Origin of the sequence: Levilactobacillus sp. FUA 3915, from assembly GCF_044053135.1 — a bacterium.
GTDB classification, from domain to species: domain Bacteria; phylum Bacillota; class Bacilli; order Lactobacillales; family Lactobacillaceae; genus Levilactobacillus; species Levilactobacillus lanxiensis.
In genome coordinates, this window is the sequence record NZ_CP168704.1 from 2,025,291 (window position 1) to 2,038,751 (window position 13,461).

Genomic DNA, 13,461 nt, shown 5'->3' on the forward strand with positions numbered 1-13,461 from the left:
CATGCAACCGAAAAACTTTGCGGACGACCCGCAGATTCAAGCACACCGCTGGTGGATTCTCGTTGCGGTCTGCCTCTTTACCTTCATGTCGACGCTGGACGGCAGTATCGTCAACATTGCCTTACCCGTCGTGAGCAAGGACCTACACATCCCGATGAACCAGGCGGAGTGGGTGGTGTCCATCTACCTGATTGCCATCTGTGCGCTCCTACTGATCTTTGGCAAGCTCGGTGATACTCGCGGCAAGATTCGCATTTTTAAAATAGGTTCCGTCCTGTTTATCCTGGGGTCACTGCTGTGTGGCTTCAGTGCCGGGCTGACCTTTCTACTGGTGGCCCGCGCGATTCAAGCGATTGGCGCGGCCATGACCATGGCGACCAACAACGGCATTATCACCGAAGTCTTCCCGTTCAATGAACGGGGCCGGGCGCTCGGGATGATTGGCTCGTTCGTTGCGCTGGGCAGTATTGCCGGGCCCGGGATCGGTGGTCTGATTTTAGCGCACCTCCACTGGGGCTACATCTTCTGGATCAACGTGCCCGTCGGCATCATTGCCTGGTTCATCGGCCAACGCATCCTGCCCAAGGACGTGACCGTGACCCACACGCCCATTGATAAGGCGGGGGGGAGCTTATTCGCTTTGATCATGATCAGTCTGTTTGCCGGCGTCTTTATCGGCCAGGAGATTGGCTTCGCTCAGCCGCTGATTCTGGGCTTGTTCGTGGTTGCCATCGTGGCCATCGTGGTCTTTGTCCGTCTCGAACTGCGGGTGGCCGACCCGATTCTGGCCTTGAAATTATTTACCAATAAACGCTTTAGCATCAGTATCCTCTGTGCCTTCCTCATCTTCGTGGCCAACTTCTTCTTCAACGTGATTTCACCGTTCTACCTGGAAAATGCCCGGGGATTGGCCGCCAATTACGCAGGATACGCGCTGATGACGTTCCCCATCGTGCAGGTCGTCGTCGCGCCGATTGCCGGGGCCGTCTCGGATAAAATCGGCCCGGAGCTGTTAACGTTTATCGGTCTGGTTCTGATTTCCATCAGTCAGGTTGGGTACATGCTAGCGACTCTCCAGACACCGTTGTGGATCTTCATGTTCTTCATCGGTCTGGTGGGGCTGGGTAACGGAATCTTCATGTCGCCCAACAACTCCATCGTGATGAGTTCCGTGCCGGTGCAAAACTTGGGCATCGCCGGGGGTATCAACGCTTTAGCGCGGGAGCTCGGGATGATCATCGGGATTTCCATCGCCACGACCGTCCTGTTCTCAGCGATGGGCCATTACGCCGGTCACCATGTCACGGCCTATCTGCCAGCCCATCCGGAAATCTTCATCGGCGGAATGCGCGTCGCCTTCATGGTCTCGTTAGCCATTTGTTTGGTGGCAACGGTCATCACCGGGGTTCGTCTCTTCCACCGTCCCGCCAAAGCTTAAACGTCCTAAACCATGACGCCTGCGGCCTCTGGGGACGCCGCCACCTGTGGGGAACGCTTGCGGCCTGAGGGGCGGTCCGCAAGCTCGGTTTGAAGCCGGAAGGGCACCGTCTCCAAACACGTCCCATGCTGTAAGTCCGGGGAAAAGCCGCCCGGGCTAACACCATCGACACAGGTGGCTCTGTCCCCAGCTGCCTCCGGCTCACGATTTGCGGTGGGTGTTTAAGTTTGGTGGTGGCGGTAGTGATTTAAGCAAATAAATAGTCCGTTCGACAACTGTTTCTGGTAATTGTCGAGCGGACTATTTTCGTATTAAGCGTGAAGTAGTTTGTGTTTCTTCAGGAAGGCAGTCATGGTTTGTTGGCCCCAGATGTGGGTCACTTGCCGGGGAACCAAGTGCATTGACACACGCATGAATTTGGTGAAGCCGGCGTCGATTTGCGGCTTGTTTTTCTGCATGCCCTTGATGCCCGCATTGACCAATTGCGTGGTGGTGGAGCTGGCGAATTTGTCCAGGAAGGTCTTGTCGTATTGCTGGGTCAGGTTCGTGCCCGTCACCAGGGGGGGCAGGAGCTCAACGATGTGGATGTTGACGTGGTTGGCCTTGACCTGTTCGCGCAGGGCGTCCGTGTACATGTGAATGCCCGCCTTGGTTGCGGAGTAAACGGGTGAGTCGGCCGCGGACACCAGGGACAGCAGGGAACTGATGTTGACAATCATGGCTTCAGGTTGCCGACTAAGCAGGGGAAGTAATGATTTCGTCACGTAGATAATGCCGTTCAAATTAGTCGTGACCTCGGACGTGAGGTCGGTCAAAGCAATCGCTGGGTCAAATAAGTCGTACTGCCGCATGATACCAGCGGAGTTGATGACTAGATTCAAATCGGGGTAGTCGCGTTCAAGTTGATTCGTTAGCGCAGTTACATCAGTGGTCTGACTAATATCGGACCGAATGGCTTCTAGCCCAGGGTGCAGGGAGAGCACGTTATCGATTTTGGCCTGGTTCCGCCCGACAACGATGACGCGATTGCCCATGTCCAAGAGCCTAAGCGCAAAGGCTAAGCCAATTCCAGAAGTCCCACCAGTAATCATAATTGTGTTGTTTGTTAATTTCATATTTTTGCCAACCTTATTTGTTTTATTTTGTAAGATGAGTATAGATGAAGAAGTTACAAAAATCAAATAAAGTTACTTAACTTTAGGAATTGGGTGCAAAGGCGGTGACATGGGTCCTTTAGTGAAGGTGGTTACGAATTAAGTGGAGAGGAAGAATAGAGGGGAAATCAACAACCTAAGTGATGGTTGGAATACAACGTTAGCCGGAGGAGGACAGAGATGGAGGTAGCTGTGACGACGGTGTTAGCTGAGTGTTTTCTCAGCTAACACCGTGGGACGTGTTTGAAGACCGGTGGGTTTCCGGGCTTCAAACCGAGCCGGAGGAACGCATCTCAGCCGGGTACAAGTGGAGAGACAAACTTATTCTGAGATTGATATGTGTTGAAGGAGGACGCGCGTTGTTCAGTGAGGGCGTCCATGTAGAGCCGCAGGAAGCCAGAGATGGAGACAGCTGTGTCGATGGCATTGGCTGGTGTTTTTTACCAGCCTAGGGCATGGGACGACCTTGGAGACGCAGGTCTTTTGCGGCTTCAAGGCGAGCCGGAAGACCGCTCTTTGGCTGGAGGCGTTCCCCACAGCAGGCGGAATCTCTGGAAGCCGCAGGCGGAGGATTGACACAATCGCTGAACAAAAAAAGCCACCGGCCTGTTTGGGGTCGGTGGCTTTCATGTATCTAATTAATCTTTCTTCGAATCGTCAGGCGTCGTCGTTGGCTTGGCATCTGCCTTGCTAGACTTGGCCGACTTCATTGGCCGGTCCGCCCGCTTTTGCCGCTTCTTGCGGTGTGGCGCGTGGAACTCGTGTGGCTTCTGTGCTGGGAGAATCACGGACAACTTCCCGAAGGAGGATGCCATGATTGGCAGCGTCAAGTTGAAGATGATTGCCGTTAAGATGGTAATCAAGGTCACAGCGGTCAACGTTTGTGATTCAGCGACCAACAGGCCTAAGACCCCGGCAATGATGATGAACAGGGAGTGGCGCATGGTTTGGCCGACTTCGTTAATGCCTGGGAGTAACCAGTCAAGCAGTGGGGCGTCGTTTAACCGGTAGCTCAAGGCTAACTGGGTCAATTCTACGACGGCCAATACCGTGACGGGCACGAAGGCTAACAGTGGCACTTGCCAGTTGAAATCGCCGTCGCCGGTCAACCACTTCATCAAGAGGTGGGTCAACTGGTAACTAGCAGCGGTCGAGGCCAGGAAGGTCAAGAACCAGTAAGTGGCTTGCAGGATGGACCGACTGAAGATGATCAGGAGCAATAACGTAATCCCGAAGACCAGGAGTAAGACCCGTGGTAAGTCGTGTTGGTACTGGTTTTGAATCGTGGCGGTCGTGGCTGGTTGGCCAGCGAAGGTCAACGTGGACCCTTCCATAATCGTGCCGCGTAATTGGGCGGTAGCGACTTGTTTCAGTTGGGTCAACGTCTTGGCCGTATCGTTGGCGTTTGGCGCATGTTTCAAGGTAATGGTCAGGTAAGTGGCTTTAACCTTTTCATCGGTGAAGTTGGTCAAGGATTGTTGGAAGTCACCGCTAGAGATTTGGGTAGGGGACAGGTACAAGGCCTTGGCTGCTTCGGATGATTGCAGGCCACTCAGGTACAGGTACATCTTGTTTAAGGACTTCTGCATGGTGATGACTTGCTTACTTGAATCATTCAGGCTGGTGTTGACGGCCTTGATGGTTTCGGCGTAGTTACTCATGTTTGAGTGAGCGGCACTGGCGTCCGTGTTGGTGGTGCTGACGTCACTGGACAGCGTGCTTAAGGTGGCAATCGCTGAGTTCAGTTGGGAGTTCACGGCGTTCAATTGGTTGATGTAGCGGGTAACCTTCTTGGACGTACTGCTGGTGCTACTTGCGCTCGACTTGCTTTGGGCAGCTTGCAGGGAACTTTGAAGCGCGCTGCTGTCGCTGACTAAGCTAGTGGTTTGCGTTGAGAGTTGTTGCAGGCGTTTGATTTCAGCCTTCAACGTCTTCTGTTTCAGGTTGGCACTGTCTGATTTCAAATCGTTGCGGACAGTCCCAAGTTGACCAACCACGCCGGTCAATTCGTTGGTTAACGAGTTGAGTTGGGTTGATGCGTAGTACTGCGTGATGGGTTGACCACCTGGTTGGGTAACGGACGTGACGCTGGCGACACCCGGTTGGGCCCGCAGCTTCTTCGTTAAGTTATCCAGCTGGAAGAGTTGGTTTTGGTTATCAAGACGTTTGTTCGTTTGAACATAGAGGGTCAATGGGGTTGCTTTCCCTTGACCAAAGTGGGCACTTAAGACCCGAGCACCCTGCACGGCTTGGTTATTTGGAATATCCGTTGAATTATCATAGTTGAGTTGGTTGCGGTAGCTGTAAGCAAATGGACCGACCAAGTAGAGGACGACCAAAATGGCAATCCATGGCTGCCAGAGGCCGAAACGGGCGAGGTTATGCCATAACTTGTGATCCTTGAGCTTTGGCCGCGTCTTCTTTGGCCAGAAGAGGCTGGTTCCCAGCATACCGGCGAAGACGGGAATCAAGGTGACGCTGGCGATTCCGGTGATGGCAAAGCCAATCCCGAGGAGGCCGTACGCCCGAATGGTGGAGAAGTCAAAGAGCATGAGGCTACCAAAGGCCAGTGTCAGGCTCAGGGTACTGATCAGAATCCGGTAACCCAGGTCCTGAATGACTTTGCTAGTGGCTTCTTGACTTTCCATGCCATCATCCACGTGGTTACGCAGTTCCCGGAAGAACCAGAAGCTGGTCAGCAACGTGAAAAGGCTGATTCCCAGTAAGAGGAAGATCGGTGTGTACTCGGAGTACGCGAAGTTCCAGTGATAAGCCAGGTTAGTCGCCAAACTAAGCGTTGAAATATAACTGATTAAAATGGCTAGGAACGTAATGATTGGGGCGATGATGGATGCGAATAAAATCCCCATGGCGACTAAGGCAATCAGTAACGTCATTAAAATCACGATTAACGTGAAGGACGAAATGTGCTCGTTCGCGGCGTCACTAACGATTTCAGGGCTGGTCACATACGTGTTGAGGCCGAGCGTAGAAATTTGACTGGTGAGTTGCCCAGTAATTTGACGAACTGTTCCTTGGTTGTGGCTGACCGCGAGTTGAACAACCTCGGTCGACTTATCCTTGGAATACAGTTGCGGTTTGCTGGTTGGCGTGTTGGTCATTGTGGTAATCTTTTGAATCCCATAATAACTTGACCGTTTTTGCAAATTGGCCACGGTCTTGTTGACCGCTGCTAATTGCTTATTGGTGAGCGCGCCGCCCGGGTTGTTGAAAACCGCGTTGACGGTGTACGTCCCGTTTAAGTTGCGCCCCCAAGTATTTTGAATCTGGGTTGCTTTAACGGGTTGACTCGTATTCGCCAATTGTGGTTGACCATCATATTGAATAATGGTATTGACATTCGGCAAGGTGACAATGGCCGCAAAAACCACGATTAACCAGAATACGAGTGCAAAAATTCGGTTGTGGTGAAGCTTTCTAATCCGTTCTTGCATAAGTAGTCTGAGTCCTCTCTATGTATCCAATCTCCCGCCGTGCAAGCAGGGTGTAATCCATACTCAATTTTACCATAATGACCGGGCTTCGGGCCTTTTTAAGACGGATTTAACAAAGTTTAAGAAACTCTTTAGTTGCTTTAAAATCTTAAAGGGGTAAGGTTAGAAACACTTGTATCACCCAATAAGGGAGGGAACTTCAATGGCTAAGCATCATCGGGCCTACCAAAGCCCATTTGCAAAAATGTTAACTGACCAACGTTACCCGTTTGCGACGGAATTAGCCGCGCAGGCCGGGTTAGATCCCAGTCAAGTCATGTTTGCCTATCTGAAAATTACGGCGAGCGTGGCGGATAGTTTGGGGAGTGAGGCCCGGTTGAAGGAAATCGACAGGCGCTTCCAGTCCTTCCTAACCGACGCTTCGCAAGCCTAAGCGGGTTTTTCTTAGCCCGCCACCTGCGGTAGAGGGGTACTCCACCCCTGTGGGGACCGCCTCCAGCCTGGGAAGCGGTCTTCCGGCTCGCCTTTGAGCCTCGGAAAGCGCGAGTCTCAAAGGTCGTCCCGTTTCGTAAGCCGGGAAGGAACCCCGACTAACGAAACCGACACAGGGGTTCCGTACCCCTCTACCTCCGGTTCTGGGCGGCAACAGCCGCTTGGGCTTGCTGCTATGTTTTTCGTTGTGTGGTTATGTCTAGTGAAGCAGTCAGTTTATTTCGGTTGAACGATTGCTGTTCAATGGAGATACTGCTGGCAAGAATTTACGCTTGTGGGTTTGTGGTTGGTAAGTAAAAATAGCTATTTTTCCGCTGGATTATTTGTTCTAAATGAAGCAATATGCTTGGTGTGGCGGTGGTTGTTGGTCGATTCGTGACTGAGCCCGCCGCTTTTGTTTGTGAAATAAATTGAAGCGCTTACATTTATATGCTTTAATGAAGGTGTTCGGAAAATAATTATCCCTTAATTTAACGTCGTCCGGGAGGCGGGGCTGGATTCGCTGGTTATTTTCGAAAAAATCAGATTAGAAGGAGTGTTTTGCGTATGACAAGAGTTGCGATTGTTACCGGTGGTGGCCAAGGTATTGGTGAAGGTATCGTTAAGCAATTGGTTTCCGATGGCTTACAAGTTGCCGTGGCTGATTTGAACAAGGAACATGCTGAAGCCGTTGCCGCTGAAGTGGGCAATGGTGCCAAGGGCTACTTCGTTGACGTTTCCAAGAAGCAAGCCATGTTTGACCTGGTTAAGAACGTCGTTGCCGACATGGGCCACCTGGACGTGATGGTTAACAACGCTGGGATTGCCAAGATCGACCCCGTCATTGAAACCTCTGAAGAAGATTTGGACCAAATCTTAGACGTGAACATCAAGGGTGCTTTCTTTGGGATTCAAGCCGCTGCTGAACAATTCAAGGCCCAAGGAACTGGCGGGAAGATCATCAGTGCTTCCTCAATCGCCGGCCATGAAGGCTTTGAAATGTTGGGTGCTTACTCCGCAACGAAATTCGCTGTTCGTGGCTTGACACAAGCTGCTGCCAAGGAATTAGCGAAGGACCAAATCACGGTCAACGCTTACTGCCCAGGCATCGTGCTCACCCCAATGTGGGATGAAATCGACCAACGCATGGCAAAAATCTACAACGTTCCTGAAGGCGAAACCTTACAGAAGAACATTGATAGCATTGCCTTAGGCCGTGGCGAACAACCAGCCGATGTCGCTAACCTGGTTTCCTTCTTAGCCGACAAGAAGTCCGATTACATTACCGGCCAAGCCATTATTGTTGATGGTGGGATTAATTTCGCTTAAAATAGAATAACTGCATAAAGCTATCGGTCATCGCTAATTGCGGTGGCCGATTTTTGGTTTTGACTTGGGTTTTGGAGTTCGCTCCCGGCGGCAAGCCTTGCTCCCGCTGCTGTGGGGACCGACTGCGGCCTGAGGGGCGGTCCTCCGTCTCGCCTTGAAGCTGAAAAGTCCATCTTCAAGGTCGTCCCATGGCCTAGGGCGGCAAAGAACGCCGGCCAACGCCATCGACACAGCTGCGTCCGCAAGGTTGCCTCTGGTCGCTGACAACGGCCAGGACAAAACCAACTGGCTGTGTGCCGGTGTTAATGGCAGTTGGCTGGTATCAGTGTGGTTATGAAACGGGCAACGACAACTCACACCAGACCGGGTGAGTTTGTGCAGTAGAGAGTTTTACAGCAACAAGTTTAGACAATTAATTAACCAAGGCAAAAACGCGTGCGGTACCTCACAGGTATCAGTACGCGATAAAATAAGTGGGTTGGTTGTTTGGGTGGAGTCGGCGGCCGCTGAGCGCTGAGACCTGTGTCGGTGGTCTTGGTCGGGGTATTTTCCCGGCCTAGAGCACGGGCCGACCTTGGAGACTGGTGAATTTCCAGGCTTCAAGGCGAGGTGGAAGCCCGCTTCTCAGGCTGGAGCCGGGCCCCATAGGCGCTAGCGCTCGGGCGGCCGCAGACGGAACCCAGACAAACAACCCCAACCAATTTTAAAGGAGGCTGACACCTGTGTGTACCAGCATATTACAGATTGCGAAAGACGGCAGCCACATCCTAGCCCGCACCATGGATTGGCACGCCCTATACGTCCAACCCCTGTTCGTGCCCCGCAACTTCCAGTGGCAGGGCCTATACGACAACGAGGTTCACACCAACCGCTACGCCATGATCGGTGGTGGGGGGGCGCATGACCATGAAATTGACGTGTCCGATGGCGTCAACGAAATGGGCTTGAGCGTACAAAAATTGACGTTTGCCAACGGGTCACACCTCGTGGAAACGCCAACGCCGGGCCAGGTTCATTTGGCCCCGTATGAATTTTCATTTTATTTATTGGGGCACTACGCCTCGGTCGCCGACATTGAAGCGCACCTCGACGAGATTCAATTGATGACGAATCGCTTTGCCGTGAACGATATTGGCGACTCCGAATTACATTTCGCCGTGGTCGACCGCACCGGCCGGACCGTGGTTATCGAGCCCACGCATTTCCCCATGAAGGTGCGCGAGAATCCCTTGGGCGTCGTCACCAACAGCAAGGATTTCGAGCTTCAGCTGGAACGGTTGGGCCAATACGTCAACTACACCGACGACTTTGACGCCGGCACCGTCCCATTGAACGCGCCTCGCGTGACGACCGGCCGCTTCTCCGGTAAGCCCGTGCCGAGTGGATCCTTCACACCGGGGGGCCGCTTCGTGCGCGCCGCTTACTACAAGGAACGCGCCGATTTGCCGGACAACGAGGACGAGGCCATTATCAGCGCCTGGCACTTGCTGGACAGCGTGACCGTACCGCGCAGCTCCAAGTACCGGCCGACGTACTCGGTCTACCGCGCCGCCACCGTTTGCGAATCGCTGACGTACTACTTCCAGCCTTACAACCGCTTGGACACGGTTCAGTTGCGCTTGACGCCGGAAATGTTGACGTGGACCAAGCCCAAGTATTACAACGTGCCCAACCAGCTCAGCGTGACCGCGTTAAATTAGGAACCACAGAATGTTGGCCGCGACCATGCCAATTAAAACGCCACGGTGGAGGCGGGGATGCAGCATGATGATTGCCAGAAATTCCCGCGCCCAGGCCGCTGGCAAGTAGCCCCACCGGGTCGGTGCCGGGTAACCGCCACACCGAATACCGAGCTGACTAGCCAGGTGTTCGGCTCTGAACAGGTGATAGTTGTTGGTCACGATGACGACGCGGCCGCCTTGTTGGGGCAGCTTCGTCCATAACCGTTGACTATAAAGGAGATTGGTAAAGGTACTCGTGGCCCGCGTTTCCTGAACAATCTGGTCGCTGGGCCAATCGTGGTCCTCTAAATAGGCCGCCATCGCTGCGGCTTCCGAAAGCGTTTCGTCCGGTCCCTGGCCTCCGCTAACTAGGAGGGTCACGGGGCCTTTTTGGCGTCTAGCAAGGGCTAGCGCCGTATCCAACCGACTGCCCAACACGCGGCCAATTTCATGGCCGTTGCGCAGGCCCGCGCCGAGAATCAGAATCGTATCCGCGCGCCGGGCCCGCCACACGTTCGCCCGCAGGCTGCCGACCAGACTAGCGCCGTAGAGGACGCCCAGATAGGCGCTGAAGGCGGGGATGAAGGTCACCCACGGCCACCAGCTTTCACCGAAGTGGCCACTGGCCAACCGGAAGCCCCAGCCCACGCCGAGAATCAGCCAGAGCCAAATCCCGGCTAGGAGCCCGTAAGTCAGGCGTTCCTTTTTGCGAACGACTAGGTGGGGCGCATTTAGAATCAGTAATAAACTGAAGAGACCGACCACGCCGATGATGGTAATCAGGCCCCAACCCAGGTGGGCGACCAGCTGCCAGCCAGGATGGTGAGAGAAGCTGGCGAAGAGAATAATCAGGCCGCCGCTGATGCAGGTCATCACCGCGGAACTGAGGCCGTGGGGTTGCCAGAAGGTTAGTAAGACGGCTAATAAAATTAAAATGACACTCACAGTAAGCAGCATCCGCGCGGCTCCTTTCGTAAAGGTTAAGTTTTTTTGAGACTTTCTGAATTTAGCAGTTCCTTAAACTTTTCTCGGTATAATTGAGTCCATTATAACGGAAACGAGGGGATTCTGGTGGCAAAACGACGGAGAAAAAAACGAAAATCAACGACTAATCCCGCCATGGCTACCTGGATCTTTGTGATGATCCTGTTGGTACTGGGTGGCGGCCTGTTAATGCGGGGTAAAATCAAGACGGTCATGCAGGCGACGCACGTCGAGCAGACCAGCTATAGTGCCGGCAACACTGGTGAGACGGCGACGCAACAGAAATTTATCAAGAAGATTGCGGCCCCGGCCGTGCGCGTGTACCAGCAAAATGGCCAGGTCCTGCCCAGCATCGTGATTGCCCAGGCCATTCTGGAATCGAGCTGGGGGACGTCCGCGCTGTTTGTTCAGGCCAACAACCCGTTTGGGGTGAAAGGCAGTTATCAGGGCAAGACCAAGTCGTTTCCCACGACCGAGTATGTTAATGGGAAAAAGATCAAGATTCACGCTAATTTCCGGGACTATCCTAGTTTGACCGCGGCGATTCTGGATCATGATGCCTTGTTGAAGGAGAGTTATTTCAAGCAGACCGTGACGGATTACCGGACGGCGGCGAAGTTGCTGCAGAGCAACGGGTACGCCACGGATCCGGATTACGCCAAGAAACTCGACAATGTCATCGCCACCTACAACCTGAACCAGTACGACACTTAACGGGCTTTGTTGGTTGTGTGTTGGCAGCGCCTCCGGGCTGGTGAAAACTGGACCTGGTCGCGTCCGTTCCCGGCGGCAAGCTCAAGGAGCCCTGCTGTGGGGCCGGTTCCAGCCTGAGAAGCGGGCTTCCACCTCAACTTTGAGCCTGAGGGGCGGTCTCAAAGGTTGTCCCATGGGCTAGGCTGGGGAAGTACCCCAGCCAAGGCCATCGACACAGCCGGGCACCTTGGCTCGCCTCTGGTCACTCCCACGACCGGCCCAGTTTTCCCAGCTCTGCGGCTGAGACTGGTTTAGCCCGTTAGGTGGGTGCTGGTTCTGTTGTGGCGGGCTGACTTGTCGGTCGTCTGGCGTGGCCGGTTCCTGGCGGCGTTGGTTGTCGTGGTAGAAATGGCCAATTTGATTTTAGCAAGCTATCCTTGAATTTGAACATAACTGAATAAAAGATTGAAAAAAATCCCCGCCACCAACGTCCAAGTAGGACTGTTGATGACGGGGATTCTTAGTACAGTCAAACAGATACAGTTTAGTCGTGACCACGAAACTCACGTGGTTGTTGCCTAACGGAGCCGGAGGTAATCAAGGCCGAACCCTCGAGGTGGAAGCCAGAACCTCAGGCTGGAGCCGGTCCCCACAGGGTGAAGGGCTTGAATTACCGCAGGCGCAGTGACAGCGACCGAATCGTTAGTTTTCGTTGTAGTAGCGCGCGAGGTCGTAGAGGGTCTTAGCCAACGTGTCGATGGACTTGGTTGGCTTCTGGTTGGCGAATAAGACGACACCCTTCTTGTTTCCCTCGGAGCCGTAGTAAATCGTTTCGTAACCAGAACCGGTCAGGGCACCACGGACGCGCTTGATGCCGCCGCTGTAGTGGTAAAGACCGCCGGCGTAGTTTAATTTGTAATAGTTGGCTAAATCGTAGTATTGGTTCTTGGTCAAAATTTTACCGTTACGCAGGCCCTTTTGGATCTTGTAGTAATCCGATGGGGTCGAGTAGTAGTTGCCGGCGCCCAACAGCGAGGACATCAGTTTTTGGGAGACGCCATTAGCGACACTGTTGCCATTGCTATAGCTGTAACCGTTGGCCACGACGCTGTCCTTAGGCAGGCTGTCCCAGGCGTAGGTGTTTTGCAGTTTCAGTGGTTTGATGATCCGGCTTTGCACCAGGTTATCGTAACTTTGGCCGGTGACCTTGGACGCAATCGCTGCGAGCAGGGTGTAGTTGGCGTTGGTGTAATTAAAGTTTTGGCCACCGGTACTCTTGAGCTGGCTGAGCGTGTAGTTCAGTTCGGCTGCCTGGGTGCTCAACACGCTGTCGGGCGTGCTTTCGTCCATGTCGATGCCAGAACGGTGGTTCAGCAGTTGCCGGAGGGTAATGCTGCCGCTACCGGAAACGCTGGGGTAGTATTTGCTGAGTTTATCGGTTAAGGAAAGCTTGTTGCTGGCCGCCAATTGTTCAATGATGGCCCCCGTCATGACCTTTTGTAGCGAGGCGATGGGAAAGAGGGTCGTTGCGCTGTTGGCTGACTTGCTGGTGGCATCGGCGTTACCGACACTGACCAGGCTGGCGCCGGTCGCGTAGTGGTTGAACAGCATGGCACTTCCTTGGAAGTGGGCGTTGTTTAGTAACGCGGCCGCATTTTGCGAACGACTGTACTTTTGCAGGGCGTTTTGATTGACCCAGCCAATCGTTTTGCCGTACCAAGCGAATTTCACGTAGGTCGTCCCGTTCGAGAGCTTGGCCGTCTGGGTGACCTTGACGAAGCGGTGTTGCCAATTTTTTCCGCTGGCATCGCGGGTCTTAGCCGAGCGCTGCGTGTAATACGGCGCATAGTAATAAATACCATCGTTGCGGCTCGCCTGATTCGTGAACCGCGCGTTGTAGCTGACACTTTGTTTGCTAGTGATTTGCAGGTAGCTTTTGGCATCCGCCGAAGTGGCAGGCACCAAAGCCCCAACAACCAAAAGCGTCCCCAAGATTAACCATAATTTCTTCACAATCATCATCCATTTCCCCTTAGTTGTAAGTCCCATGGTACCGCTGGATAGTTGCGAAGAGGTAACAAGATTGTCACTTTTCAGTAACATTTTCAACGATTTATTTTATAAACAGGTTAAGATACTTAACCAAGGCATTAAAAGAGTATGGGGTGAAGCAACTTAATGGGTCGCAACTTTTAGGGGAGTGTGGTAAACTTAGC

General features: G+C 53.3%; 9 protein-coding genes. 5 read left to right on the forward strand and 4 right to left on the reverse strand.

Going from position 1 to position 13,461, the window contains the following annotated elements; translation table 11 throughout:
• Position 1 precedes the first annotated feature (1 nt).
• Positions 2–1,438 (forward strand): MFS transporter, encoded by a 1,437-nt coding sequence (locus ACEPST_RS09425; protein ID WP_204122135.1) that lies wholly within the window; start codon positions 2–4, stop codon positions 1,436–1,438.
• A gap of 311 nt (positions 1,439–1,749) precedes the next feature.
• Here the strand turns inward: ACEPST_RS09425 and ACEPST_RS09430 are convergent, their stop codons facing one another.
• Positions 1,750–2,553, reverse strand: coding sequence for an SDR family oxidoreductase (locus ACEPST_RS09430; RefSeq protein ID WP_204122136.1), 804 nt, complete (start codon positions 2,551–2,553; stop codon positions 1,750–1,752).
• 677 nt (positions 2,554–3,230) lie between these two features.
• Positions 3,231–6,047, reverse strand: a complete 2,817-nt coding sequence (locus tag ACEPST_RS09435) for an MMPL family transporter (RefSeq protein ID WP_395390672.1) — start codon at positions 6,045–6,047, stop codon at positions 3,231–3,233.
• 202 nt (positions 6,048–6,249) lie between these two features.
• Between ACEPST_RS09435 and ACEPST_RS09440 the strand changes: the two genes are divergently transcribed.
• The 3 genes from ACEPST_RS09440 to ACEPST_RS09450 all read left to right on the forward strand — a co-directional run bounded on the left by ACEPST_RS09440 (position 6,250) and on the right by ACEPST_RS09450 (position 9,547).
• Positions 6,250–6,480 carry a hypothetical protein gene (locus ACEPST_RS09440; protein WP_203642956.1) on the forward strand — a complete coding sequence of 77 codons (231 nt, stop codon included), beginning with the start codon at positions 6,250–6,252 and terminating at the stop codon, positions 6,478–6,480.
• Between the two features lie 605 nt (positions 6,481–7,085).
• Positions 7,086–7,847: an acetoin reductase gene (locus ACEPST_RS09445; protein ID WP_204122138.1), complete on the forward strand. Its 762-nt coding sequence runs from the start codon at positions 7,086–7,088 to the stop codon at positions 7,845–7,847.
• Between the two features lie 722 nt (positions 7,848–8,569).
• A complete protein-coding gene (locus ACEPST_RS09450; protein WP_204122139.1) occupies positions 8,570–9,547 on the forward strand; it encodes a linear amide C-N hydrolase in 978 nt (325 codons plus the stop codon).
• On the opposite strand, the gene ACEPST_RS09455 is transcribed toward ACEPST_RS09450, so the two are convergent.
• Complete coding sequence (locus ACEPST_RS09455) at positions 9,539–10,525, reverse strand: YdcF family protein (protein WP_204122140.1); 987 nt, start codon at positions 10,523–10,525, stop codon at positions 9,539–9,541. The two genes, ACEPST_RS09450 and ACEPST_RS09455, sit on opposite strands and share 9 nt — an antisense overlap.
• Before the next feature lie 114 nt (positions 10,526–10,639).
• Here ACEPST_RS09455 and ACEPST_RS09460 point away from each other — a divergent pair, with 114 nt between their 5' ends.
• Positions 10,640–11,266, forward strand: coding sequence for a glycoside hydrolase family 73 protein (locus tag ACEPST_RS09460; RefSeq protein WP_204122141.1), 627 nt, complete (start codon positions 10,640–10,642; stop codon positions 11,264–11,266).
• Between the two features lie 681 nt (positions 11,267–11,947).
• Here the strand turns inward: ACEPST_RS09460 and ACEPST_RS09465 are convergent.
• Entirely contained in the window at positions 11,948–13,348 is a 1,401-nt protein-coding gene (locus ACEPST_RS09465) for a serine hydrolase (protein ID WP_395409180.1), read from the reverse strand.
• Between the last annotated feature and the right edge of the window lie 113 nt (positions 13,349–13,461).